A 25,999-nucleotide genomic window follows, 5' to 3' on the forward strand; every position below is an offset into this window, starting at 1 on the left:
CGGCGGCGTTTGCCGCCGAACACATCAAAAATCCAACGATGTCACCGCCCCGTGGCATAGAGTGGTAACGGCGCAGGCCTCTTCCCCGTGAGTCTGCGCCGTTTTTTTATTCCGCAGCGACCCCCACCTCGATCACCGGCTCCATTTCGGACAGTTTTTCATCGCTGAGATGGCATTTGATCTGGTGGTTGCCCGGCAACGTACGCACAGGCGGTACCTCTTTCTCGCACAGGCCGCCCGCAACCTGCGATTTCCAGCGACACCGCGTCTGGAACGGGCAGCCAGGCGGCGGGTTCATCGCCGAGGGAATGTCGCCCTCCAGCACAATATGCTTCTTTTTTACTGAGGTGTCGGCAATCGGCACCGCCGAGAGCAGCGCCTCGGTGTAAGGATGATAGGGCGGCGAGAAGACCTGATCCGTCGTGCCCAGCTCCACCACGTGGCCCAGGTACATCACCATGACCCGGTCGCTGAGATAGCGCACGATGCTGAGGTCATGAGAGATAAACAGCAGCGTCGTCTTATGCTCGCGCTGGATCTCCATGAGCAGGTCGGTCACCGCCGCCTGCACGGAGACATCGAGCGCCGAGACAGGCTCATCCGCCACCACGATCCGCGCGTCGCCGGCAAAGGCCCGGGCGATCCCGACGCGCTGTTTCTGCCCGCCAGAGAGCTGTCGCGGCATACGGTCGGCGAATTCGCGGGGCAGTTTCACCAGATCGAGCAGTTTCAGCATCCGCTGCTTGCGCTCGCGGTCATTCTCACCGATACCGAAAATCTCCAGCGCCCGGATGATCTGACGTCCGACGGTCATCGAGGGGTTCAGCGTGTCGAAGGGGTTCTGGAAGACCATCTGGATCTCCGAGACCGTCTTGGTGTCGCGTTCCTCTATGGGAATGTCCTGAATGGGTTTGTTGCCGAGCAGGATTTGCCCTTCCGTCGCGGTCTCCAACCCCATGAGCACCTTGGCGAAGGTGGATTTGCCGCAGCCGGATTCACCCACGATGGCGAGTGTTTCACTCTCACGCGCCTCGAAACTGAGGGTTTCATTGGCCTTGACGACTTTCTTATTGCCACCACCAAAGATCGCATTGGCTGCCACCTCGTAGTATTTCTTGAGGTTGTCCATCTTCAGAACCACGTCACCAACGTCGCCCTTGGTCTTCACATCCGCCAATTGCAGCGGTGCGGCCCAATCGATCTCCTGAAACTTCAGGCAGCGGGTCTCGTGCCGCGCGTCGGCATCCACCTGCTGCATCGGGATGAAACCCTGATCGCAGCGACCCTCTTCAAAATAGTCGCAGCGCGGCCCGAAGTTGCAGCCCTTGGGCCGTTCATGGGGCAGGGGGAAGTTACCGGGAATCGCCACCAGCGGGCGGGCGTTCTTGTCGGCCCCCGGCAGAGGGATGGAGCGAAAAAGCGCCTGCGTATAAGGATGCTGCATCTTGTCAAAGACATCCTCGATGGAGCCGCGCTCGACCGCCTCACCGGAATACATCACGCAGATGCGATCGCAGGTCTCCAGCACCAGCCCGAGGTTGTGCGAGATAAAGAGCATCGAGGTGCCGTATTTCTTGCCCAGATCCTTGACCAATTCCACGACCGCCGCCTCAACCGTCACATCCAGCGCCGTTGTGGGCTCATCGAGGATCAGCAGCGAGGGCTCCGACATCAGCGCCATGGCGATCACGATCCGCTGCTGTTGCCCACCGGACAGCTGGTGCGGGTAAGACCCCAGAATACGCTTGGGGTCCGGCAACTTCACATCCGTCACCACCTGAAGGGCCCGCGCATAGGCGTCTTTTTCATTCATCCCCTGATGGATCATCGGCACTTCCATCAGCTGCTTGCCGATCTTCATCGCCGGGTTCAGGGAGGCCATGGGCTCCTGATAGATCATCGCGATCTCGGAGCCGCGAATGTCGCGCAGCTCCTCGGCACTCATCTCCGCCAGATCGCGGCCCTTGAACTTGATGGAGCCGCCAACCACCCGACCGTTCTTGCCCAGATCCTGCATGACCCCCAGCGCCACGGTCGACTTGCCACAGCCGCTCTCGCCGACAAGACCCACCGCCTCGCCGGGCCGGACCTTGACAGAAAAATCCATGACCGCCGGAATTTCGCGCAGCCGCGTGAAAAACGAAATCGACAGCTTGTCGATTTCAAGGATGGGACCATCGTAGTCGGTCTTTGTCATCTGTATGCTCCTTTCAGGAGGGCCGATCAGTCGCGTCTCGCTTCTTCTGGCCAGAAGTATCCTCGGGGGTCCGGGGGCAGACAGCCCCCGGCCGGGTTCATCAATCGCGCAGACTTTCCTCGCGCAGACCATCCGCCAGCAGGTTCAGACCCAACACCAGCGTCAGGAGGGCCAGCGCGGGTGCAATGGCCGCGTGCGGATAAAGCGCCAACAGGCGACGGCCCGCGTTGATCGTGCTGCCCCAATCGGGGCTTTCGGATTCCAGCCCGAGACCAAAGAAGCCCAGGGTGCCCAGAAGGATGGTGGTATAGCCGATCCGCAGACAGAAATCGACGATCAGCGGACCGCGCGCATTGGGCAGGATTTCCCACAGCATGATGTACCACGGGCCTTCGCCGCGGGTCTGGGCGGCGGCCACGTAGTCGCGTGTCTTGATGTCCATCGCAAGGCCCCGGACGATCCGGAAGACCGTGGGCGAATTCACGAAGACCACGGAGACAAAGACCACCAGAATGCCCGGATCGATGTCGAAGAGGTCCAGAAAACCGGGCAGGCCAGGGATGGTATAGGTGGGCGTGGCCACCACCGACCCGTTCGTGGAGACCAGCGAGAGATACAGCCATCCGAGCCCGCCCAGCACACCAATGAGCAGGGGCGTCCGTACCGCAGGCTGCGTATAGTAGCGCGAGTTCAGCAGGATACAGACAAAGATTAGAGGAAAGACGAAGAGAAAGAGCGCCATGTAGTTGGGGATACCCGTCAGCACGATCTCCGGTGTCACCAGCAGGTAGAAGAGCAGGATCACCGGGAAGGCGAGGATGAGATTGGCGAGAAACGACAGCAGCGTGTCGAGCCGCCCGCCATAATACCCTGCGGGCAGGCCCAGCGTGATGCCCACCATGAAGGCAAAGAGCGTGGCAACAGGCGCGATCTGCACCACCACCCAGGCACCCTTGATTAGGCGGGAAAAGACGTCGCGCGCCAGATTGTCACCGCCCAGCAGGAAATAGGCGTATTCGCCTTCCTCCGCGCCGCGCATCGGCGTGCCCGGCACCTTGTTCTTCATGCCCGAAACCTGGCTCAACGGGTCGTGCGTGACCAGCATATCGAGTGGGCCGCCGTAGACGCCAATGAACACCCAGAACATCACGAGGCCAAAACCGATCATGCCGATGGTGCTGTCAAAGAGCTTGCCGTACAGCCCCAGCCGTCGCTTGTAGGTCATCGATACGGTGAAGAGGATAATCAGCGAAATCCAGACCGGACCCAGCTGGATGAACATGCGGGCAAGGATGCCGCCCCAGGAAAGTTCTTCCATGACCAGCCCTCCCTTACGCGATCCGGATGCGTGGGTTGAGGTAGACATAGCCGATATCCGATATCAGCTGGGTCACCAGCACCACGATCACCGAGACAACCGAGACCGCCAGCAGCAGCTCGATGTCATTGTTGGAGGCCGCCTGCACGAGCAGCCAGCCAAAGCCCTTGTAGTTGAAGAGCGTCTCGACGATGACCACGCCGTTCAGCAACCAGGGGAACTGCAGCATGATCACCGTGAAGGGCGCGATCAGCGCATTGCGCAGCGCATGTTTCAGCACGATGTCGGAGAATTTCACGCCCTTCAGACGCGCCGTGCGGATGTACTGCGCGGTCATCACCTCGGTCATCGAGGCCCGCGTCATCCGCGCGATATAGCCCATGCCATACAGCGCGATGGTCACCACCGGCAGGGTGAAATTCTCGAAGGTGACACTGTCCATCGCGCTCGTGGCCGAGCCCTTGAACCATTTCAGGCCAAAGGCAGAGGAGGCAAAGACCGCAATAAAAATAACCCCCGAAACATATTCGGGGGTGGCGGTAGAGGCGATGGAGAAGGTCGACAGCGAGCGATCCATTTTCGAGCCTTCGCGCATGCCCGCAAGCACCCCGATGATCAGCGCCATGGGCACCATCACCAGCATCACGAAGAACATCAGCTTGCCGGTCAACCCCAGCCGGGTCAGCACGATCGACCCCACATCGTCCTTGAACACCGTCGAAAAGCCCCAATCGCCCTGGAGCACCCCACAAAAGCTGCGCCGATCCTCCTCCGGCGTGTCGCTGCCAAAGCATTTACCGGTCACGACCCCACCGTCTTCCAGGGTCCAGCCCGGCAGAACGCCAAGCCATTGACCGAACTTGACCGGCATCGGTTGCAGGTAGCCGTTCTTGCCCAGGTAGCTTTCCACCGCTTCGTCGGACATGCGGAAATTGCCCTGGGTCTTGGCCAGTTTCTCAAGGTTCGGATAAAGGTTCGTCAGCCAGAAGACGACGAAGGTCAGGCAGAGCGCGGTCAGCACCATGACGCCCAGCCGTCTGAGTATGAATAGTCCCATCAATGCCCCTGTTGTCAGGCCGAGGCGCGGTGATCACGCCGGATTTCAAGCGCTGTTTTGCGCTCTTTGTAATTTTTGTGGAACCATCAGGCATGAGTCTGGGGGCCGCGTCAATGTAGGCGAGCGCCGCAAAATTGTAATTTTGCGACATCTTTCTGGTCGCAAACTGATGCTGCAGTTGCGACATGGAGGCGGTGGAATTGGCGTCAGGCGGCTTTGAGCGCGGTGAGCGAGGCCTTGCGCAGGGCCGACGGCGTGGCCTGCGTGTGCTGCTGCATGAAACGTGTGAAATAGGCGGCACTGCCGAACCCGAGGTGACGCGCGATGTCCTGTGCCGGGACATCCGTGGCCGTCAGCAGGCAGCGGGCCTCATGCAACTTGCGCTCTGTCAGCAGATCCGCAGCGGTCTTTCCGGTCGCGGCCTTGCAGGCGCGGGTCAGATGCGTCGGCGTCACGCCAAGCGCTGCGGCATGGTCCGACATCGTCATGGGAGCCGCATAATTCGCGTTGATATGGGCACAATACGCCGCACAGAGGCGCGCGGCTGCGTTGCGCTTTTTAGGGACATGCTCCTCCAGCCCCAACTGCCGCTGAACCCAGACTGAGATCAGGGCGCCGAAGGCATCCATCGATTGCGAGCAAAGTGGCCTGCCACTGGCCTGTTCGCGATTCGCCGCCTCAATCAGCACCGTCAGCTCATTCATGGCAATGGAATCGCGAATACGCAGCAGCCGCGGGATCTGCGGCATCAGCAGGTCGGTCTCGGGTGGGATCACCACGGCCTGGCCCATGGCCTGCCGCCCCAGCTCCAGCGAGAAGAGATTGCATGACGGGATGACCAGCGCATTATGCGTGCCAACACCGCGCCGCTGGCCGTGCATCAGCACGCGCCCCTGACCACGCGTGACCCAGATCAGCAGATGCTCCGGTTGGTCATGGACCAGCGACAAGCGCCAGTCCTGCCCCTGGTTCAGCTGCGATAACGTCAGTATCTTCAATCGGTTCGATGACATATCGCCCCCCTTCGCGATGCATCGTATTTTAATTAAATTACCGTAATCTTAATGCGCATGGAGGTCACCTCTGACCAGGGGGCGCGGGCAATAAGCAGCCTATTGCGGTGAAAACGCCTGCCAATTGCGCATCTTGGACCGAAACCACGTGCGTTGCCGTTTGGCGAACTGCCGGGTGGCGATCACGGCTTGATCGCGCGCGGCGTCGAGACTGATCCGACCTTGCAGATGGGCGATCAGTTCCGGCGCGCCAATGGCCCTGTGGGCGGGCAGGGTGGGGTCATAGTCTGGCAAAACGGCCCGCGCCTCCTCCAAGGCCCCCGCCGCGATCATCTGGTCGAAGCGGCGCGCGATGCGCGCGCTCAGCCAGTCTTTCGGCGCATCAAACACAATGCAATGCGCCTGTGTTTCCGGCACCTCCGGTGCGCCGGTATCGTCTTGCCAGCTCGACAGGCTCCGCCCGGTCGCGGTCAGCACTTCCCATGCGCGCTGCACCCGCATGCGATTGGCGGTATCGATCCGCGCCTTTGTCGGCGCATCCAGCGCCGCCAGCAAATCGGGCAGGGAGAGTGCGTCCCCCCTGGCGCGTATGGCCGCAGGCGTGGCCGGGATATCGGCAAGCCCGCGCGTCAGGGCAGAGAAATAGAGCCCGGTGCCGCCGACGATGATGGGGCGGCCTTCGCCCTGCAAAAGGGGGGTGACCTCGCGCAGCCAGTGGCCGGCGGAATAGGCGGTTTGCGCAGACACATGTCCGTAAAGACGGTGTGGTGCCAGCGCTTCTTCATCCGCAGAGGGGCGGGCGGTGACAATCCGCCAGCAGGCGTAGACCTGGCTGGCGTCGGCATTGACGATCACGCCCCCTTGCCGTGCGGCAATCTCCAGCGCCAGCGCCGATTTTCCAGAGGCTGTCGGCCCGGCGATCAGCACGGGCATGTCCCGCGACAGGCCGTGGATCAGGGATTGGATGCCGGTCATATGGCCTGCCGTCACTTTCTGCGTCATCCCGCACCGGGATGCATTGAAGTTCGCCCGCTTTTCCGACATTTTGCCGCGCAGTTAAACCCCAAGCCTCCGGAGCCCTTACCCATGCCCGACACCGACCCTCAGGCCACCTTCAAACGCGTCATGCTGAAAATCTCGGGCGAGGCGCTGATGGGCGACCAGGGGTTTGGTCTCAACCCGCCTACGGTTGAGCGTATCGCCCGGGAAGTACAGTCGGTCCACGATCTGGGCGTCGAGATTTGCATGGTGATCGGCGGCGGCAATATCTTCCGCGGGCTGCAGGGCTCGGCCCAGGGGATGGAGCGCACCACGGCGGATTACATGGGGATGCTGGCCACGGTGATGAACGCGCTGGCGATGCAATCCGCGCTGGAAGGACTGGGCATCCACACGCGGGTCATTTCGGCGATCACCATGAACGAGGTGGCGGAGCCTTATATTCGCCGTCGCGCGGTGCGCCACCTTGAGAAGAAACGGGTCTGCATCTTTGCCGCTGGCACCGGCAATCCCTACTTCACGACCGATACCGCCGCCACGCTGCGCGCCAACGAGATGTCCTGCGAGGCGATTTTCAAAGGGACCAAGGTGGACGGTGTCTATGACAAGGACCCGGCCAAACACGACGATGCCAAACGCTATGAGACGGTGAGCTACGATGATGTGCTGGCCAAGCGGCTCGGTGTGATGGATGCCTCCGCCATCGCGCTGGCGCGGGACAACAACCTGCCGATCATCGTCTTCTCGCTGGATGAACCGGGCGGGTTCCGGGGCATTCTGGCGGGCGAGGGCACCTATACGCGGGTGCAGGGCTAGAGATCGCTGCGGCCCGCAGGGACGGCGTTGCATGACAACTCCTTCTGGCCTTTCGATCGTTTCCTGATCTATACACAGACACAATCGCAGCGCGCGGCATGGCGCGCCAAGAAACTTGCGGCAGGATAAATATATGTCAGACGATTTTATGCTGGACACCGACGACCTTGAACGGCGGATGGATGGGGCCATGGCCAATCTGAGGGTGGAGTTTGCCTCCTTGCGCACCGGACGCGCCTCGGCGTCGATGCTGGAGCCGGTGATGGTCGATGCCTACGGGTCAATGACGCCGATCAACCAAGTGGGCACCGTGAACGTGCCGGAACCGCGCATGGTCACCATCAATGTCTGGGACAAGGGGCTGGTGAACAAGGTCGAAAAAGCCATCCGCGAGAGCGGTTTGGGCATCAACCCGCAGCTCAACGGCACGATCATCATGCTGCCGATCCCGGAATTGAACGAAGAACGGCGCCGCGAGCTGACCAAGGTCGCGGGGCAATATGCCGAAAACGCGCGGGTCTCGGTACGCAACGTGCGCCGCGATGGCATGGATCAGATCAAGAAGGCCAAGGGCGAAGGCATGTCCGAGGACGACCAGAAGCTCTGGGAAGGTGAAGTGCAGGAAATCACCGACCGCTATATCAAATCCGTCGATGACATGCTGGAGACCAAGCAAGGCGAGATCATGCAGGTCTGATCCGGTTGGCGCAGTATCGCCAAACTTGTGCGTATAGTGGCGATACAACGACAGCTAGAAATGAGCTATAGGCACATCACTCTGCGTTGCATTAATGTGGTGGAAAGTGTCATCTGACAAAGAGACCCCCTGTTCCGACACGGGACAGAGGTGTTCCGAGCAGGAGAATGAAATGGCGGGCGTGCCCCAACCCCAAGTCGACCTTATCCCGGGATGTCCGCGGCATGTCGCGATCATCATGGATGGCAACGGTCGCTGGGCGACACAGCGGGGACGGCCACGTCTCTATGGGCACCATGCGGGCGCACGGCGGGTCCGCGAGATCGTCGAGTGCTGCCCGCAGTTCGGCGTCGACTACCTGACGATCTTTGCCTTCTCGACCGAGAACTGGAAACGGACGCAGGTCGAAGTGGCCGGGCTGATGAGCCTGTTCCGCCGGTATATCATCAAGGAAACGCGCGCCCTGGTGGAATCCGGTGTGCGAGTGCGTTTCATCGGGGATCGTCTGCGGCTGGACAAGAAGCTGATCCAGATGATGAACGACCTTGAAGTGGCCACGCAACAGAATACGCGGGTGCATCTGACCATCGCGATCAACTACGGCGGGCGGGATGAAGTGGCGCGTGCCACCAAGCGTCTGGCCAAGGATGTGGCCGATGGCAAGCTCAGCCCGGATGCGGTGGATGAGGAAACCCTGCCGCGGTATCTCGACACGCACGTCCTGCCGGACCCGGATCTGGTGATCCGCACCAGCGGCGAGGCACGGATTTCCAACTTCCTGCTGTGGCAGTCCGCCTATTCCGAATATGAATTCATCGACACGCTCTGGCCCGACTTCACACGGGATGAGTTCCAGCACCTCTGCGCCGCCTTCGGCGGACGCGACCGTCGCTATGGCGGCGTGCGAGGGTAGCAGCGCATGAGCGAGGTGGGGGAGAAATGGTCTGATCTGGCAACCCGAATGGGCTCGGGGGCGGCAATGGTCGTCCTGGGCCTGCTTGGGGTCTGGGCTGGTGGACATATCTTTCACGTCATGGTGGCCCTGATCTGCGGCGTGATGATCTGGGAACTGGCAGTGATGATCCACGCGCCGCGCACGGCTGCGCTGCAACTGGGCGCGCTGACCGGGGCCGCGCTTTTGCTGGCCATCTACCTGCCGACCGGTTTTGCCCTGCCGATCCTGCTGGCCTCGGCGCTGGTGGGCTTTGGGCAACTGACACAGTTCCGCACGATCTATATGGTCTTCACGGTCATGGTGCTGCTGGCCGGGTTCGGCATGATGGCGGTGCGCGACGATCTCGGCTTCAACTGGATGCTCTGGATGGTGCTGGTCGTGGTGGCCACGGATGTGGTGGGCTATTTCGCCGGGCGTCTGATCGGCGGGCCCAAGTTCTGGCCGCGCGTCAGCCCCAAGAAAACATGGGCAGGCACCGGGTTCGGTTGGGTTGGGGCGGCCATTGTCGGCACGCTCTTCATGGCCAACACCGGCGCGGGGCCGCAGCTGATCGGCGTCTCCATCGCCGTTTCCATGGCCAGCCAGATGGGCGATATCGCCGAAAGCGCGATCAAGCGGCGTGTCGGGGTCAAGGACAGTTCCAACCTCATTCCCGGCCACGGCGGTCTGCTCGACCGGTTCGATGGCATGCTGGGGGCGGCGGTGTTCCTGCTGATCATTGGCGGGCCGCTGATCGGGTCGCCGATGATGCTGAGGTAGCGGATGCGGCGGGTCAGCATCCTCGGGGCAACGGGCTCCATCGGACAGAACACCATTGATCTGATCGCCCGCGCCCCCAATGCCTATGACGTGGTGGCGCTGACCGGTGCCGGGAATATCGAGCAACTGGCCAAAGATGCGCGGCGTTTGAAGGCAGATGTGGCGGTGACCGCCCATGATCACTTGCTGGAAGACCTGCGCACAGCCCTGGAGGGCAGCGGGGTCGAGGCCGCAGCCGGAACACCGGCGATTGCAGAGGCTGCCGCGCGTCCGGCCGATTGGGTCATGTCGGCCATCGTCGGGGCCGCAGGGCTCGCCCCCGGTCTGGCCGCCTTGCAGCAAGGCAGCACCCTGGCGCTGGCCAACAAGGAATCGCTGGTCTGCGCCGGGCAGTTAATGCTGTCCACGGCCAAGACCCATAGCGCCCGGCTGCTGCCGGTGGACAGTGAGCATTCAGCGGTGTTTCAGGCGCTTGTGGGCGAGGATATGGCGGCGGTGGAGCGGATCATCATTACCGCCAGCGGCGGCGCGTTCCGCGACTGGCCGATTGAAGACCTTGCCAATGCAACGCTGGATCAGGCCTCCAGCCATCCGAATTGGGACATGGGCCAACGGATCACGATCGATTCCGCCTCCATGTTCAACAAGGCGATGGAACTGATTGAAACGCGGGAATTTTTCGGCGTCGAACCGAAACAGATCGAGGTGCTGGTACATCCGGAATCGATGATCCACGCGATGGTCGGCTTTCGCGATGGCGCATTGATGGCGCATGTGGGCCCGCCCGACATGCGCCACGCCATCGGCTATGCGCTGCACTGGCCCACGCGGTGCGATCTGCCGGTGGCGCGTCTGGATCTCGCGGAGATCGGGCAGCTGAGCTTTCGCGCCCCCTGCGAGACCCGATGGCCCGCGCTGCGGCTGGCGCGTGAGGTGATGCAAGCGGGCGGGCTTGCGGGCGCCGTGTTCAACGCGGCCAAGGAAACCGCGCTCGATGGTTTCATCGCCGGGCAGATCGGCTTTAACGATATGGCAGCGATTGTCGAAGACGTTCTGACGCAGATGTCAGCACCGCGCGGTCATATTGATGCCACCATGTCCCTTGATAACGTCGCCAAAGTGGACCATCTGGCACGACAAGAGGCCACGCGGGCCATTCACAAGAGAGCAGGTTAAGGTTTGGATATTTTTGCGCTGATCCCCCAGTTTGGTGGGCTGATCTGGACCATCGTCGCCTTTGTGGTGGCGCTCTCGGTGATCGTGGCGATCCATGAATACGGCCACTATATCGTCGGGCGCTGGTCCGGCATCCACGCGGATGTGTTTTCGCTCGGCTTCGGCCCGGTGCTCTACGCGCGCACGGACAAACGCGGCACCCAGTGGCAGATCGCGGCCCTTCCCTTTGGCGGATATGTGAAATTTGCGGGCGACGCGAATGCAGCCTCCGGCAAGGATGAAGAGGCCATGGCCGAGGCGGAGACCGATCCGGAGCGTTTGCGCAGCACCATGCACGGCGCGCCACTCTGGGCGCGCACGGCCACCGTTGCCGCTGGCCCGATCTTCAACTTCGCGCTCTCTATCCTTGTCTTTGCAGCGGTCGTCGTGACCAGCGGCGTGTCGCGGGACCCGTTGACGGTTGGCGAATTGCGCCCCCTGCCGGTCGAGGCGCGGGGGCTCCAGTCAGGCGACGAAGTCATCGGCATCAACGGGGTGCGCATCCCGAGCACGGAAGACACAAGTGCCTATGCCGCATTCATCGATGCCCTGCCGCAGGCGCCGGTGCTGGACTACACCGTGCGCCGCGATGGTTCCGAAACCGTGGTGCCCGGCGCCTATCTGTTGCCACCGCTGGTCTCGGCGGTCAGCCCGCAAAGCGCGGCGATGGGCGCAGGGCTGCAGGCTGACGACGTGATCACGGCCATCGACGGCACCCCCATCTTTGCTTTTGATCAATTGAAACAGGCGGTTGAGGGCGGCAATGGCGCGCCCCTCGCGCTGCGTGTCTGGCGTGCGGGCGAGGAGATCGAGGTGACCCTGACGCCCAAACGCGTTGATGAACCCCAGGCGGATGGCGGGTTTGCCACGCAGTGGCGGATCGGCATCGCGGGCGGTCTGGCCTTTGAACCGGCAACCGAAACCCCCGGTGTGGGTGAAGCGCTCTGGAGCGGTGTCCGCCAGACCGGGCGGATCATCGAAGGATCGCTCAGCGGTCTGGGGCACATGATCACGGGGGCCATCAGCACCTGTAATCTCAGCGGCCCCATCGGCATTGCACAGACCTCCGGCGCCATGGCGAGCCAAGGCGCGCAATCCTTCATCTGGTTCATCGCGGTGCTGAGCACGGCGGTGGGGCTTCTGAACCTCTTCCCGGTTCCGGCCCTGGATGGCGGCCATCTGGTGTTCTACGCCTATGAGGCCGTGGCTGGCAAACCGCCCAGCGACCGCGCCCTGCGGGTCTTGATGAGCCTTGGTCTGGCTATGGTGCTGACGTTGATGGTCTTTGCACTGGCGAATGATATTTTCTGCCCTTAACCGGCGGCTTACCCGGGAAATGCCATAGTCGCGCCACAATTGGCCAAACTCGCGCCCAATTCCGCAGGTATTCAGGCAGTCACCCAAACGGAGACATGCAATGCAAACGATTCAAAACAGCTATCGCGGCCTGAGCCTGCTGATGGATCTCAATTGGGATCGCGTTCTCTATATCGGCACAATCTCGCTGGCCCTGGGCGCAAGTGCCTGGTTGAGCACGCTTTTGGGCTGATTTCCCGCGAATAGCGGCGCTCTGGCCACAGCGAAACATGTTCACACGGCGCGTATGTAGTTGCGCGTTGTTTTTTACCCACATGGTTTTGACAAAACCTGCCATTCTCGGTACTCAGATAAAAATAATTTACTGAGGATCGGGGCAGGTCATGAATTGGGGCAAACTGGGCGCAGGCCCACGTTTTTTCGGGCAATGTAAAACTCTCGCGTCTACAGTGCTGACGGTCAGTTTTTGTGCGGCGTTAACAATAGCTTGGGTGGCGCCTGCCACACCGGTGCGCGCCCAGCAGGTAACCCTCAATTCGATTTCCATCGACGGGAACGTCAGAATTGGTGACGCGGCCATTCTGACACGCGCAGGAATCGCCCGCGGTCAGACCGTAAGCGCGGCTCAGCTGAACGAAGCCTATCAGCGGCTGATCGACTCCGGGCTGTTCGAGACCGTGACCTTCGACCCGCGCGGCAACGGTCTGCAGATCACTGTGGTTGAGCTGCCCACCATCAACCGCATCAGTTTCGAAGGCAACAACCGCCTGGATGACGAAGCGCTGGCGGCAGCCATCAATTCGAACGAACGCCGCGTGTTCAACCCCGCGCAGGTGGAACGGGATGCCGATCTGATCGCAACCGCCTATGCGAACGAGGGCCGCCTTGCGGCGCGGGTGTCGCCGACCATCATTCGCCGTTCCGACAACCGGGTCGATCTGGTGTTCGAGATTTTCGAAGGCGACAACATCGAAATCGAACGCCTGAGCTTCATCGGCAACCGCGAATATTCCGACCGCCGCTTGCGCCGTGTGCTTGAAACCAAGCAGGCCGGGTTCTTCCGCGCGGTCGTCCGCTCCGATCTGCTGGTCGAGGACCGTATCGAGTTCGACAGACAGCTGTTGCGGGATTTCTACCTGTCGCGCGGGTACATCGATTTCCGCGTGAATTCCGTGAATGCGGAACTGACCGAAGAACGCGATGGCTATTTCCTCGTCTTCAATGTGCAGGAAGGTCAGCGGTTCCGGTTTGGCGAAATCAACGTCACCAGCAACGTGCCCGGCGCTGATTCAGAGGTTTACCGCGATATCGTCAAGATCAAGCCCGGAGTGGTCTATTCGCCGACCTTGCTGGAAAACGACATTGCCCGTATGGAGCGGCAGGCGTTGCGGGACGGCGTTGACTTCCTGCGGGTCGAGCCGCGCGTAACGCGGGATGATCGCAATCTGGAACTGGACATCGAATATGTCCTGACTCGCGGCCCGCGCGTCTTTGTGGAACGCATTGATGTCGAAGGAAACACCACAACCCTCGATCAGGTGGTGCGCCGCCAGTTCAACAGCGTCGAGGGCGATCCTTTCAATCCGCGCGAAATTCGTGAGGCGGCGGAGCGTATTCGGGCGCTTGGCTACTTCGAGACGGCGGAAGTGAATGCGCGTGAAGGTTCCACGCCAGACCAGGTGGTTGTGGACGTGGACGTGGTGGAGGCACCAACCGGTTCCTTCAGCTTCGGTGCGTCTTTCTCCAACAACGACGGTCTTGGCTTTGCGATCCGCTTTGCGGAACAGAACTTCCTTGGACGGGGGCAGCGGCTCAGCCTGAGCGTTGCAACTGCCGAGGAATCGCGCCGCTATGGCATCACCTTCGAAGAACCGGCCTTTCTGGGGCGGGACCTGACCTTTGGCCTGCGCTTTGACATCGCCGAGACGGACAGTTCCTTTACCACCTATGACACCGACCGGTTCATCTTCCAGCCATCTCTGACATTCCCGGTGGGTGAGAATTCAACTCTGCAATTGCGCTACACGGCGGAACAATCCGAGATGACGGCGCGCGAAACGCCGGTAAACGGCGTGGTCATCGGCAACGAGATCGCGGTTGGTGAGCAGTCCAGCAGTGCGATTGGCTACCAGCTCACCTATGACACGCGCATCGGGGGCCTCGATCCGAACTCCGGCTACCTGCTGCAATTCTCGCAGGATTTCGCGGGGCTGGGGGGCGATGCGCAGTACATCAAGACCGTGGCCCGGGCGATTGGCGAGACCAAGGTGTTGAACGAAGAGGTGACGCTGCGCGCCTCGCTGGAAGGCGGCGCCCTGTCGTGGAGCGGTGGCACCAACCGCGCGGTGGACCGGTTCCTCAACAACACCAATATCATCCGTGGGTTTGAACCCGGCGGTATCGGTCCGCGTGATCTGTCGGTCAGCGGTGAAGATCCTCTGGGCGGTAACCTCTATGTGGCCGCGCGCTTTGAGGCCGAATTCCCCCTTGGCCTGCCGGAAGAATACGGCATCACCGGCGGTGTCTTCTATGATGTTGGTAACTTCTGGGATCTCAGCGACGTGAATACAGCGGGCGGCACCATCGTCGGCGAGGGGGGATCCTTCCGCCACGTGATCGGTTTTGCCATCCTGTGGAACACGCCTGTCGGTCCGCTGCGGTTCAACTTCACTGATGCGATCCGCAAGGAAGAGTTCGACCGCGACCAGACCTTCGAATTGACGCTCAGCACGTCGTTCTAGATCGGTGACGCGGCTGGCGGGCATTCTGGCAGTTTTCACAACTGTCTGGCTGGCCGCTGCTCTTGCGGGACCTGCGCAGGCGCAGCGGATCGGGCCGGTGCAGAGCCCGATCCTGACCATAGATGCGGATCGTCTCTTTACGGAAAGCGATTTTGGCCAGCGCATGGTCGCTGAATTCGAGGCCCGTGGCGCCGAGCTTGCCGCAGAGAACCGGCGCATCGAAGAGGCCCTTGAAGAAGAGGAACGCGACCTCACCGCGCAACGGGCCGCGATGGAACCGGCCGCCTTTCGGGAACTTGCCGATGCCTTCGACGAGAAGGTACAGACGACCCGGCGCACGCAGGACGCCAAGACCCGCGAGCTCAACCTTGCTTTTGAAGAGCGGCGGGGCGTCTTTCTGACCGCTGCGGCGCCTGTGCTGGAGCGCCTGATGCGGGAGGCGGGGGCCGCGGTGATCCTGGACAAGCGATCTGTCTTTCTCAGCTCCAACGCCGTTGATGTGACCCGCGCCGCGATCGAGCGCCTGAACGCCGTTCTGGGGAATGGCGAGGGCGTGCCCGAGTAATCGCACCGCTGACAGCGCGCCGCTTCGGGGCGTTCTGCCGACGGGGTGGGGGTGACGCTGCGGCAGGAAACAATTCGGTGCCGTGCCGCCGCGCTTGCTCCGGTGCGGCTGAATTGCTAGGCAAGGGGTCAAGCCCTTGAGGACAAAAGGACACCTAACATGACAAGCGCCGAAGCCGGTCCCGTGAACAGCGCCGATATTCAGCTCATCCAACGCATTATCCCGCATCGCTATCCCTTTCTTCTGGTCGACAAGGTGGTCGATATCGACGGCACTGCGTCGGCCAAGGGCATCAAGAATGTCACCATGAACGAGCCGCATTTTCAGGGGCATTTCCCCGGTCTGCCGATCATGCCCGGCGTGACGATCATCGAGGCGATGGCCCAGACGGCGGCGGTGATGGTCGGCGTGACGCTTGGCATGGCCGACAAGAACATGAAGGTCTATTTCATGGCCATCGACAAGGCCAAGTTCCGCCGCAAGGTGGGCCCCGGCGATGTTCTGGAGATGCAACTGCAGACCCTGCGCGGCAAGCCCGGCGGCAAGGTCTGGCGCTTTGGCGGTGTGGCGTCGGTGGATGGCGAGATGGCCGCGGAATGCGAATTCACCGCGATGATGGATCTGGGGTAGCCGCAGATGAGCAATATTCACCCCAGCGCGGTGATCGAAGACGGCGCGCAGATCGATCCGGGGGCGTGGGTCGGGCCGTTCTGTTGCGTGGGCGCGCAGGTGCGCCTGGCTGCGGGTGTGGAACTGAAGAGCCATGTGGTTGTCACCGGGCGCACGGACGTCGGGGAAGAGACGGTGATTTTCCCGTTTTCGGTGATTGGCGAGATCCCGCAGGACCTGAAATTCAAAGGCGAAGCCAGCCAGCTGATCATCGGCAAACGCAACCGCATCCGCGAGCATGTGACCATGAATTCCGGCACCGAGGGCGGCGGCGGGGTGACCCGCATCGGCGATGACGGGCTGTTCATGGCGGGCTGCCATATTGCCCATGACGCGATCATCGGCAATCGCTGTATCATCGTGAATTCCGTGGCCATCGCCGGGCATTGCATCCTCGAGGATGACGTGATCGTGGGCGGTCTCTCTGGCGTGCATCAGTTCGTGCGCATCGGGCGTGGCGCGATCATCGGGGCCGTGACCATGGTGACCAATGATGTGATCCCCTACGGGTTGGTGCAGGCCCCCCGCGGCGAGCTGGACGGGCTGAACCTTGTGGGCCTGAAACGGCGCGGGGTGGCACGCAGCGATATCACCGCACTCCGGGCCGCGTTCCAGATGCTGGCGCAGGGCGAGGGCACGTTCCATGACCGGGCACGCCGTCTGGCGGATGAAACAACCAGCGATTACGTGCGCGAGATCGTTGAGTTCATCCTCGCCGACAGTGACCGCCATTTCCTGACGCCGCGCTGATGCTGGCGCTTGTGTCAGGACGCGGGAACCTGCCCGCACGTATTGCCGAGGCTTTGCCGGAACGACCATTGATGTGCGTTCTGCAAGGGTTCGAACCCGAGGGTGTGGCACCCGATATCCTCTTTCGCCTTGAGCATCTGGGCACGCTGCTGGCGGACCTGGAGGCGCGCGGCGTGCGTGAGGTGTGCTTTTGCGGCGGGATCGAACGGCCCCCCATTGACCCCGGCGCGCTTGATGCGGCGACCCTGCCGCTGGTGCCGGTAATCATGAAGGCCATCGCGGCGGGGGACGACGGTGCCTTGCGCGGCGTGATCGGCATTTTCGAGGAGCGCGGGTTCAAGGTGCGCGCCGCCCATGAATTGTCACCGGATCTTCTGGTGCCCGAAGGCGTGCTGAGCGTGGCGCAGCCGGATGACCAGATGACATCCGACATGGCGCGGGGCAGCGAGGTGCTCGCCGCGCTGGCACCGCTGGACGTGGGGCAGGGATGTGTCGTGGGCAAGGGGCAGGTCTGGGGCATCGAAACCCTGGGCGGCACCGATCATATGCTGAAAACCCTGCCGGGCGGGGCGGCCCAGGCGCGGGCGATCCTGATCAAGGGGCCCAAAGAGGGACAGGACCGGCGTTTTGATTTGCCCACCATTGGCCCGGAGACCATCGGCGTGTTGGCGGAGGCTGGCCTCGCCGGCGTGGTTGTCGAAGCGGGCGGTGTGCTGATGCTGGAGCGCGAGGCCACCGTGGCCGCTGCAGATGCGGCGGGGCTGGTGCTTTGGGCCCGCGCGCCGGGCTGATGCGCATCTTTATCATCGCGGGGGAACCCTCGGGCGACAAGCTGGGAGGGGCGTTGATGGCGGGCTTGAAAGCCCTGCGCCCGGACGTGCAGTTCGATGGCATTGGCGGCGCGGATATGCAGGCCCAGGGGCTGGTCAGCCGCTTCCCGATGGAAGAGCTGAGCGTCATGGGGATTGCGGAAATCCTGCCCAAGTATCGCGCTCTGATGGCCCGGATCAACGAGACGGCAGCGGCCGTGATGGAGACGGCGCCGGACGTTCTGATCACCATCGACAGCCCGGATTTTTCCCTGCGGGTGGCACGGCGGGTCAAGGCCGCGAGCACCGTGCGCACCGTGCATTACGTGGCTCCAACGGTCTGGGCCTGGCGGGCGGGGCGGGCGCAGAAGATGGCGCAGTGCATTGATCATGTCCTGGCCCTGTTCCCCTTTGAGCCGCCCCTGATGAGCGTGGATGGCATGGTCTGCGATTTTGTGGGCCACCCGGTCGTGGCGGAGCCGCAGGCAACCTCTGAGGACGCACAGGCCTTTCGCACGGACCAAAGGGTAGGGGACGCGCCGTTGCTGTTGGTTCTGCCCGGGTCGCGGCGCGGCGAGGTCTCGCGGCTGGCATCGGTCTTTGGTCAGTCCATCGCGCCCCTGCGCGCGCGGCACCCGGATCTGAAAGTCGTTGTGCCAGCGGCAGCCCCGGTGGCGGATCTGGTGCGTGAGGAGGTTGCCGATTGGCCCGGGGCACCCATCGTACTGGACCCGCGCGGGATGAGCCTTGAAGCCGCCGGGGCGTTGAAGCGCGCGGCCTTCCGCGCGGCGGATGTGGCGCTTGCGGCCTCGGGCACGGTGTCGCTGGAACTGGCAGCGGCGCGCACGCCCATGGTGATTGCCTACAAGATGAACTGGCTGACCTTTCGGATGATCCGGGCCATGGCGCTGATCGATACGGTCACGCTGGTCAACCTGGTCTCTGACACCCGTGTGGTGCCGGAGTATCTGGGGCCTGCCTGTCAACCGGAAGCGATCGGCGCCGCACTGGTTCAGCAGATGGATGACCCGGCGGCGCAGCAGGCAGCCATGGAGGTGACCATGCAGCGGTTGGGTGAAGGCGGCGAAGACCCCGGCCTGCGCGCCGCCCGCGCCGTTCTCGCGCGCATGGGGGCGGTTTTACCAAAAGGACAGGCTGACGCCTGACATCATGCATTTGACCCTGACGGGTCAAACAGTCTGGCGCTTGATGGGCTGGCAGACCCTGTCGCGATGTCAGCCTTTGTGGATCCAGCCACCGCCATAGATACGGCTGCTCTCGGGGTCGTAAAAGACGCAGGCCTGTCCGGGAGAGACGCCTTCTTCGGGCGTCACCAGTTCAACGGTTGCTTGTGTTGCGCTGACAGGGTGGATGATCGCCTCGGTCGGTGGACGGGTGGAGCGTACCTTGACGGCGACGTGCCACTCCGCACGGCTCTCGAAGGGGGCATCGCCCAGCCAGTTGATCTCGCGGACCGGGACTGTTCGGGTCGCAAGCATGTCTTTCGGTCCAACCACCACGGTTTTTGTATCCGCGTCCAGTTTGACCACATAGAGCGGTTCTGCGAGCCCGCCGATCCCCAGACCGCGCCGTTGGCCGATGGTATAGTTGATGACGCCGTCGTGCCGACCCAGCGCGCGCCCGTCCGCATGCACGATGTCACCGGGATCCGCCGCTTCTGGCCGCAGCTTGCGGATGACCGAGGCGTAATCACCATTCGGTACGAAACAGATGTCCTGGCTGTCCGGTTTATCTGCCACGCTCAGCCCATATTTTGCCGCCAATGCACGGGTGTCGCCTTTTGAGGCCAGATGACCCAGCGGGAAGCGCAGAAATTCCAGTTGCTCCGGTGTGGTGGAGAACAGGAAATAGCTCTGATCGCGGGCGCTGTCTGCTGCAGCATGCAACTCCGCCCCTTGCGCGCCTGTCTTACGCTGAATGTAGTGGCCGGTGGCCATGCAATCGGCCTCCAGATCCTTGGCCGTTTCCAGCAGATCCTTGAACTTCACCCGCTCGTTACAGCGGATGCAGGGCACCGGTGTAGCCCCGCCGAGATAGCTGTCCGCGAACTCGTCAATCACGGCATCTTTAAAAATGTTCTCATAATCCAGCACGTAATGCGGAAAACCCATGGTCTCTGCCACCCGCCGCGCGTCATGAATATCGAGTCCGGCACAGCAGGCGCCTTTCTTGGCCAGCGCCGCACCATGGTCGTAAAGCTGCAGGGTCACGCCCACCACATCATAGCCCTCTTCGGCCAGCATAGCTGCAACAACAGAGCTGTCGACGCCACCCGACATCGCCACAACCACCCGCGTGTCAGCGGGGGCCTTGGCAAAGCCAAGCGAATTCAAAGGGGGCTTTTGATCAAGCGGCATTGGGGTTCTCCGGGACTTCTGAGGAAATATAGGAAAATCCTAATTACTCTCAAGAGCGCGCTTCATCGGTCTTTAAGGCCCTCGCGTCAAGATCAGTTCACCAGAGTAAGAATGGGTATGAGTGATGTATCTAAAGAAAGTGGATGGGCCGCGATCGGTGACATTGGCAGACGGCAGTGTCATGACACAGGCCGACCTTCCGCCTGCACGCACGAAACGCTGGGTGGCATCGCGCAAGGCTGCGGTGGTGCGTGGCGTGGCCTATGGGCTGATCACGCAAAGCGATGCGCTCAAGCGCTATCAGATCAGCGAAGATGAGTTTCACGAGTGGGTCAAAGCGGTGTCAGAGCATGGCGAAGACGCCTTGAAAGCCACAGCTCTACAAAAATATAGACAACCCTAAGTTGTTCGCGTAACTTTCTTGCAGACGGTAACGTGTAGTTAACCTTTTTTGTTCACGGTTAATTCCGACGAAAACGTTCACTCGATGCGGAGAAACTCATGCGCGTACTGCTAGTGGAAGACGATCCCACAACCTCGAAGAGCATCGAACTGATGCTGACACACGCCAATCTGAACGTCTATGCGACGGATCTGGGGGAGGAAGGGATCGATCTTGCAAAACTGTACGATTATGATCTGATTCTCCTTGACCTCGATCTGCCGGACATGAACGGGCATGAGGTGCTGCGTCAGCTGCGCCTGTCCCGTATCGAGACGCCTATCCTGATCCTGTCCGGCGCGGATGATACCGAAAACAAGATCAAAGGCTTTGGTTTCGGGGCGGATGACTATCTGACTAAGCCATTCCACCGGGAAGAACTGGTGGCCCGCATTCATGCGATTATCCGACGCTCGAAAGGGCATTCCCAATCCGTGATCGACACTGGCCTGATTTCGGTGAACCTGGATGCTAAGACCGTCAGTGCGGACAACAAACCGGTGCATTTGACCGGCAAAGAATACCAGATGCTGGAGCTTTTGTCGCTGCGCAAAGGGACAACCCTGACGAAGGAAATGTTCCTGAACCATCTTTACGGCGGGATGGACGAACCCGAACTGAAGATCATCGACGTATTCATCTGCAAACTGCGCAAGAAACTCAGCACGGCGACAGGTGGCGAAAACTACATCGAAACCGTCTGGGGGCGTGGCTACGTGCTGCGGGACCCGGAGCCCAACCAGGTTGACGACCCACAACGGCTCGCGGTCGGCGCCTGAACACGCTTTACCTGGTCCGGCCAAGTCGGCTTGCGCCGGACCAGACGCAAAAAATCTTCCACGCGAAATGAACTGGACCTGACCCGGACCTCCGCATATCTAATCGGATATGCGACAAGGAAAGGGTCAGGTCTTGGCGTCTCCGGCAGAAATCGAAACATTGGACGAAGACGCCGCAAAGCAGGAGCTGGCGCGACTGTCAGAGCTGCTGGCACGGGCGAACACGGCCTACCATGGTGCGGATGCCCCGGACCTCTCGGATGCCGAATACGATGCGCTCAAACAGCGCAACGCGGCCATTGAAACACGTTTTCCCCATCTCAAGCGCACCGACAGCCCATCGGATCAGGTCGGGACAGCACCTTCAGAGGGTTTTTCAAAGGTAGAGCACGCCGTTGCGATGCTGTCGCTTGCCAATGGTTTTGACGCCGAGGACATTGCCGACTTCGACGGGCGTGTTCGCAGATATCTGGGTATCCCGGAAGAGACACAGCTGGACTATACAGCTGAGCCAAAAATCGACGGTTTGTCTTTGTCTCTGCGGTTCGAGAACGGAAAACTGGTACAGGCCGCCACCAGGGGCGACGGCTCCGTCGGTGAAAATGTCACGGCCAATGCGCGCACGATCAATGACATCCCGACGCAGATTGCGGATGCACCGGAACTGCTGGAAGTCCGGGGGGAGGTGTATATGTCCCACCCCGACTTTGAAGCACTGAACGCGCGTCAGGCCGAGACAGGCGGCAAGGTTTTCGCCAATCCGCGCAATGCCGCTGCCGGGTCGCTACGGCAGCTCGATGCCAGTATCACCCGCGCGCGGCCCCTGCGCTTCTTTGCCTATGCCTGGGGCGCCCTGTCCGAACCCCTGGCCACAACTCAAATGGGGGCCATTGAGCGCCTGGCCGAGATGGGCTTTGCAACAAACCCATTGACCCGAACATGCGCCGGACCGTCGGAACTTGTAGCGCACTACGACGTGATCGAGGCGCAGCGCGCGACACTTGGATATGACATCGATGGGGTTGTGTACAAAGTCAACGACCTGACGCTGCAGGAACGACTGGGCTTCCGGTCCACGACACCCCGCTGGGCGATTGCGCATAAGTTCCCGGCTGAACTGGCCTGGACCCGGCTGGAGGCCATCGACATTCAGGTGGGACGCACCGGTGCGCTCTCGCCCGTCGCGCGCCTGCACCCGGTGACTGTCGGCGGGGTCGTCGTTTCCAATGCGACGCTGCACAACGAAGACTACATCGCAGGGCGTGACAACAAGGGAGGCGAGATTCGCGGGGGCAAGGATATCCGGGTCGGTGACTGGGTCCAGGTCTACCGCGCAGGGGATGTGATCCCGAAGGTCGCCGATGTCGATCTGAGCAAGCGGCCCGATGACGCGCAGCCTTACGCGTTTCCCACCCGTTGCCCGGAATGCAACAGCGATGCTCTGCGGGAACCCGGGGATGCGGTACGGCGGTGTTCAGGCGGATTGATCTGCCCGGCTCAGGCGGTGGAAAAGCTCAAGCACTTTGTTTCCAGAGCGGCCTTTGACATCGAAGGGCTGGGCGCAAAGCAGGTCGAGCAATTCTATAGCGACAAGTGGATCAAGGAACCCGCAGATATCTTCACTCTGAAAGAGCACTTCGGCACCGGTGTGAAGCAGCTGAAGAACCGCGAAGGGTGGGGAGAAAAGTCGGCGGCTAACCTCTTCGACGCCATTGACGAGAAACGCAAGATCTCCCTATCCCGCTTGATTTTTTCCCTTGGAATCAGGCATGTGGGGGAGGCGGCCTCGAACCTCATCGCGCTGCACTATGGAACATGGGATGCGTTCGATGCCGCGATGCACGCCGCGCAGGATCAGGAGGGCGCGGCCTGGCAGGACCTGATCGACATCGATGGTGTCGGCGCGGTCATGGCCGGGTCACTTGTGCATACGCTGGCGCAACCGGCGGAGCGGGCATCGATTGATCGCCTGATCGCGCAGTTGGATGTGCAGCCGGTCGCCCGACCTGACACGCAAGGCAGCCCGGTTGCCGGAAAAATCGTGGTCTTTACCGGCACCCTGGAAAAGATGACACGCGCGGAGGCCAAGGCCCGGGCCGAGCGGTTGGGCGCGAAGGTATCGGGCTCCGTCTCCGCCAAGACCGACATTCTGGTTGCCGGGCCGGGGGCGGGGTCCAAGGCCAAAAAGGCCGCCGATCTGGGCATTGAAACGCTGGACGAAGATGGCTGGCTGACCTTGATTTCGGACGCATGAGCAGACGGCCCGAATGTCTCTACCCCCTGTTTGCGGAGGTGCAAACGCTGAAGGGCGTCGGGCCCAAAACCGCTGCTCATATGGCGGCCCTTGGGGTCGACGCGCCGCGCGATCTCCTGTTCACCCTGCCGCATTCGGGCATTGATCGGCATCTGCGGTCGAGCATTCAGGACGCCGTGCTGCCTGCCACCCTGACAGTTGCGGTAGAGATCGGGACGCACACACCGGCGCGAACAAAAGGCGGGGCCTACCGGATTCATGTGCAGGATGCGGAGACCTCCTTTCAACTGGTGTTCTTTCATGCGCGTGGCGACTACTGGCAAAAAACGCTGCCGGAGGGCAGCAGGCGCGTGGTCTCCGGGCGGGTCGAGTTGTTTGATGGCATCGCCCAGATGGTACACCCCGATCACATCGTTGCAGAGACCGATGCTGCGCAACTCCCTGATTTCGAACCGGTTTATCCACTGACCGCCGGTGTGACGCAAAAACTGATGTTCAAGGCGACACGGGCTGCGGCAAGCCTTGTACCCGACATGCCGGAATGGATTGATCCGACCCAGAAGGCGCGTGTTGGCTGGTCGGACTTTGACAAGGCAGTATGGGCGGCGCACAGCCCGGCGCGGCTGGACGATTTGGCAGCGACGGCGCCCGCGCGGGAGAGGCTGGCCTATGACGAGTTGCTGGCGCATCAGCTGACCCTAGCGCTCGCGCGCTCGATCGAACGCCGCAAGCCCGGGCGCGCCAGTCACGGTGACGGTCATTTACAAGCCAGGGTAATGTCTTCGCTGCCTTATCAGGCGACGGGCGCACAGGAGCGGGCGATTGTCGAGATCAACGCTGACATGGGTGCCGAGACGCGGATGAACCGATTGCTGCAGGGTGATGTTGGGGCGGGAAAGACACTGGTTGCCTTCATGGCGTTGCTGCGCGCGGTCGAGGCGGGCGGGCAGGCGGTCCTGATGGCCCCCACTGAGATCCTGGCCCGGCAGCATCTTGAATCGTTACAACCCCTTGCCGAGGAGGCCGGGGTTGTGCTGGAAGTTCTGACGGGTCGCGACAAGGGCACGGATCGGCGGCGCAAGCTCGACGCGCTGGCCCGCAGTGACATCCAGATACTGGTCGGAACCCACGCGGTGTTCCAAGCGGATGTTCATTTTGCCGACCTGCGCCTCGCGGTCGTGGACGAACAGCACCGCTTTGGTGTCCGGCAGCGTTTGGAGCTTGGACGCAAGGGGCAGGCGGTCGACGTGTTGGTGATGACGGCCACGCCGATCCCGCGGTCGCTGTCGTTGGCCCAATATGGCGACATGGATGTCTCTGTACTTGATGAAAAGCCCCCCGGGCGCAAACCCATCAAAACCGCGTTGATCAGCACGGGCCGGATGGAGGAAGTGGTCGACCGTCTGCGCGCGGTGATCGAGGGCGGGCGCCAATGCTATTGGGTCTGTCCTCTGGTGGAAGAAAGCGAAGTTGTTGATCTCACGGCTGCTGAAGGCCGGTTCAAACAGCTGCGCGCCGCCTTGGGCGAAGGGGTCGTCGGTTTGGTGCACGGGCAAATGCCGGCTGCGGAGAAAGACGCGGCCATGGCCCGATTTGTTGCCGGTGACACCAAAGTGCTGGTGGCGACGACCGTGATCGAGGTCGGCGTGAACGTGCCCAATGCGACGATCATGGTCATCGAACGGGCGGAGACGTTTGGCCTGGCGCAATTGCATCAGATGCGGGGCCGCGTGGGGCGCGGGGAGGCGGCCTCCACCTGTCTCCTGCTCTATCAATCGCCGCTGTCTGAAAACGGTCGCAAGCGGCTGGAGGTGCTGCGCGAGACCGAAGACGGTTTCGTCATTGCCGAGACCGACTTGCAGATGCGGGGCGCAGGGGACCTGATCGGGACGGCACAATCGGGGCTGCCGCGCTTTCGCGTGGCTGATCTGGAACGGCAGGCCGGGTTGATGGCCATCGCGCAGACGGATGCACGGCGTCTGCTCTCTGATGATCCCAAGCTGGAGAGCGGCCGGGGGAAGGCCGCGCGCCTGCTGCTTTGGCTGATGCGGCAGGAAGAAGCGATCCGTTTGATTTCAGTTGGTTAGGCGCACCGTCGCATTTTGTTCGCGAATGTTCTCATTAAGTTCTTTACAGTTGATTAAAATTATGAGAACAAAGAGGAAACAGAACGGAGGGTTGTCATGTCCATACTGCTACAGATCAAAGACATCGCATCGCGGTCTCACGCGACGTTGCTTCAGGATGCAGCAGGGGCAACGGCACTCAT

Annotated in this window: 23 protein-coding genes; 17 read left to right on the forward strand and 6 right to left on the reverse strand. The window is 61.7% G+C overall.

All coding sequences use genetic code 11. The annotated features are described in order from the left end of the window. Nucleotides 1-106 precede the first annotated feature (106 nt). The 5 genes from ISX84_RS18720 to miaA form a co-directional block, all read right to left on the reverse strand. Nucleotides 107-2,197, reverse strand: coding sequence for a dipeptide ABC transporter ATP-binding protein (locus ISX84_RS18720; protein WP_195821925.1), 2,091 nt, complete (start codon nucleotides 2,195-2,197; stop codon nucleotides 107-109). Nucleotides 2,198-2,297: 100 nt separating this feature from the next. Continuing rightward, nucleotides 2,298-3,515 (reverse strand): ABC transporter permease, encoded by a 1,218-nt coding sequence (locus ISX84_RS18725; protein ID WP_195821926.1) that lies wholly within the window; start codon nucleotides 3,513-3,515, stop codon nucleotides 2,298-2,300. A gap of 13 nt (nucleotides 3,516-3,528) precedes the next feature. Then, a complete protein-coding gene (locus ISX84_RS18730) occupies nucleotides 3,529-4,572 on the reverse strand; it encodes an ABC transporter permease (protein WP_195821927.1) in 1,044 nt (347 codons plus the stop codon). Between the two features lie 206 nt (nucleotides 4,573-4,778). Beyond that, nucleotides 4,779-5,585, reverse strand: a complete 807-nt coding sequence (locus ISX84_RS18735) for a helix-turn-helix transcriptional regulator (protein ID WP_195821928.1) — start codon at nucleotides 5,583-5,585, stop codon at nucleotides 4,779-4,781. 99 nt (nucleotides 5,586-5,684) lie between these two features. After that, nucleotides 5,685-6,560, reverse strand: coding sequence for a tRNA (adenosine(37)-N6)-dimethylallyltransferase MiaA (gene miaA, locus ISX84_RS18740; RefSeq protein ID WP_195822073.1), 876 nt, complete (start codon nucleotides 6,558-6,560; stop codon nucleotides 5,685-5,687). A gap of 111 nt (nucleotides 6,561-6,671) precedes the next feature. Between miaA and pyrH the strand changes: the two genes are divergently transcribed. The 13 genes from pyrH (at nucleotide 6,672) to lpxB (ending at nucleotide 19,043) form a co-directional block, all read left to right on the forward strand. Beyond that, a complete protein-coding gene (pyrH, locus tag ISX84_RS18745) occupies nucleotides 6,672-7,400 on the forward strand; it encodes a UMP kinase (protein WP_195821929.1) in 729 nt (242 codons plus the stop codon). 133 nt (nucleotides 7,401-7,533) lie between these two features. Continuing rightward, nucleotides 7,534-8,097, forward strand: coding sequence for a ribosome recycling factor (gene frr / locus ISX84_RS18750; RefSeq protein ID WP_195821930.1), 564 nt, complete (start codon nucleotides 7,534-7,536; stop codon nucleotides 8,095-8,097). Between the two features lie 172 nt (nucleotides 8,098-8,269). Next, complete coding sequence (gene uppS, locus ISX84_RS18755) at nucleotides 8,270-9,010, forward strand: polyprenyl diphosphate synthase (protein ID WP_195821931.1); 741 nt, start codon at nucleotides 8,270-8,272, stop codon at nucleotides 9,008-9,010. A gap of 6 nt (nucleotides 9,011-9,016) precedes the next feature. Then, complete coding sequence (locus tag ISX84_RS18760; RefSeq protein ID WP_195821932.1) at nucleotides 9,017-9,811, forward strand: phosphatidate cytidylyltransferase; 795 nt, start codon at nucleotides 9,017-9,019, stop codon at nucleotides 9,809-9,811. A gap of 3 nt (nucleotides 9,812-9,814) precedes the next feature. Then, on the forward strand, nucleotides 9,815-10,987 hold the full coding sequence (gene dxr / locus ISX84_RS18765) for a 1-deoxy-D-xylulose-5-phosphate reductoisomerase (protein ID WP_195821933.1): 1,173 nt from the start codon (nucleotides 9,815-9,817) through the stop codon (nucleotides 10,985-10,987). Between the two features lie 3 nt (nucleotides 10,988-10,990). Then, nucleotides 10,991-12,343 (forward strand): RIP metalloprotease RseP, encoded by a 1,353-nt coding sequence (gene rseP / locus ISX84_RS18770; protein WP_195821934.1) that lies wholly within the window; start codon nucleotides 10,991-10,993, stop codon nucleotides 12,341-12,343. Nucleotides 12,344-12,443: 100 nt separating this feature from the next. After that, the gene (locus ISX84_RS23420; RefSeq protein ID WP_268247505.1) at nucleotides 12,444-12,575 is read left to right on the forward strand and encodes a hypothetical protein; all 132 of its coding nucleotides are present in this window, start codon (nucleotides 12,444-12,446) and stop codon (nucleotides 12,573-12,575) included. A 151-nt stretch (nucleotides 12,576-12,726) separates the two neighbouring features. Further along, complete coding sequence (gene bamA, locus ISX84_RS18775; RefSeq protein WP_195821935.1) at nucleotides 12,727-15,084, forward strand: outer membrane protein assembly factor BamA; 2,358 nt, start codon at nucleotides 12,727-12,729, stop codon at nucleotides 15,082-15,084. Nucleotides 15,085-15,088: 4 nt separating this feature from the next. Continuing rightward, nucleotides 15,089-15,649 (forward strand): OmpH family outer membrane protein, encoded by a 561-nt coding sequence (locus tag ISX84_RS18780; RefSeq protein WP_299864426.1) that lies wholly within the window; start codon nucleotides 15,089-15,091, stop codon nucleotides 15,647-15,649. A 159-nt stretch (nucleotides 15,650-15,808) separates the two neighbouring features. Continuing rightward, nucleotides 15,809-16,279, forward strand: coding sequence for a 3-hydroxyacyl-ACP dehydratase FabZ (fabZ, locus tag ISX84_RS18785; protein WP_195821936.1), 471 nt, complete (start codon nucleotides 15,809-15,811; stop codon nucleotides 16,277-16,279). Nucleotides 16,280-16,285: 6 nt separating this feature from the next. Next, the gene (gene lpxA, locus ISX84_RS18790) at nucleotides 16,286-17,068 is read left to right on the forward strand and encodes an acyl-ACP--UDP-N-acetylglucosamine O-acyltransferase (RefSeq protein WP_195821937.1); all 783 of its coding nucleotides are present in this window, start codon (nucleotides 16,286-16,288) and stop codon (nucleotides 17,066-17,068) included. Beyond that, a complete protein-coding gene (locus tag ISX84_RS18795) occupies nucleotides 17,068-17,859 on the forward strand; it encodes an LpxI family protein (protein ID WP_195821938.1) in 792 nt (263 codons plus the stop codon). The genes lpxA and ISX84_RS18795 overlap by 1 nt, the downstream gene beginning before the upstream one ends. Further along, nucleotides 17,859-19,043, forward strand: coding sequence for a lipid-A-disaccharide synthase (gene lpxB / locus ISX84_RS18800; protein ID WP_195822075.1), 1,185 nt, complete (start codon nucleotides 17,859-17,861; stop codon nucleotides 19,041-19,043). The genes ISX84_RS18795 and lpxB overlap by 1 nt, the downstream gene beginning before the upstream one ends. A 69-nt stretch (nucleotides 19,044-19,112) precedes the next feature. Here lpxB and mnmA read toward each other — a convergent pair whose 3' ends face one another. Further along, on the reverse strand, nucleotides 19,113-20,255 hold the full coding sequence (gene mnmA, locus ISX84_RS18805; protein WP_195821939.1) for a tRNA 2-thiouridine(34) synthase MnmA: 1,143 nt from the start codon (nucleotides 20,253-20,255) through the stop codon (nucleotides 19,113-19,115). Nucleotides 20,256-20,379: 124 nt separating this feature from the next. On the opposite strand from mnmA, the gene sciP reads away from it, so the two are divergent. The 4 genes from sciP to recG all read left to right on the forward strand — a co-directional run bounded on the left by sciP (nucleotide 20,380) and on the right by recG (nucleotide 25,817). Next, complete coding sequence (sciP, locus tag ISX84_RS18810) at nucleotides 20,380-20,658, forward strand: CtrA inhibitor SciP (RefSeq protein WP_195821940.1); 279 nt, start codon at nucleotides 20,380-20,382, stop codon at nucleotides 20,656-20,658. 98 nt (nucleotides 20,659-20,756) lie between these two features. Then, on the forward strand, nucleotides 20,757-21,476 hold the full coding sequence (gene ctrA, locus ISX84_RS18815; RefSeq protein WP_195821941.1) for a response regulator transcription factor CtrA: 720 nt from the start codon (nucleotides 20,757-20,759) through the stop codon (nucleotides 21,474-21,476). Nucleotides 21,477-21,585: 109 nt separating this feature from the next. Then, a complete protein-coding gene (ligA, locus tag ISX84_RS18820) occupies nucleotides 21,586-23,730 on the forward strand; it encodes an NAD-dependent DNA ligase LigA (RefSeq protein WP_195821942.1) in 2,145 nt (714 codons plus the stop codon). Next, nucleotides 23,727-25,817, forward strand: a complete 2,091-nt coding sequence (gene recG, locus ISX84_RS18825; RefSeq protein WP_195821943.1) for an ATP-dependent DNA helicase RecG — start codon at nucleotides 23,727-23,729, stop codon at nucleotides 25,815-25,817. Before ligA ends, recG begins: the two co-directional genes overlap by 4 nt. The last annotated feature ends 182 nt before the right edge of the window (nucleotides 25,818-25,999 follow it).

Source organism: Roseobacter sp. MH60115 (genome assembly GCF_015644665.1).
In the GTDB taxonomy this organism is placed as follows: domain Bacteria; phylum Pseudomonadota; class Alphaproteobacteria; order Rhodobacterales; family Rhodobacteraceae; genus Roseobacter.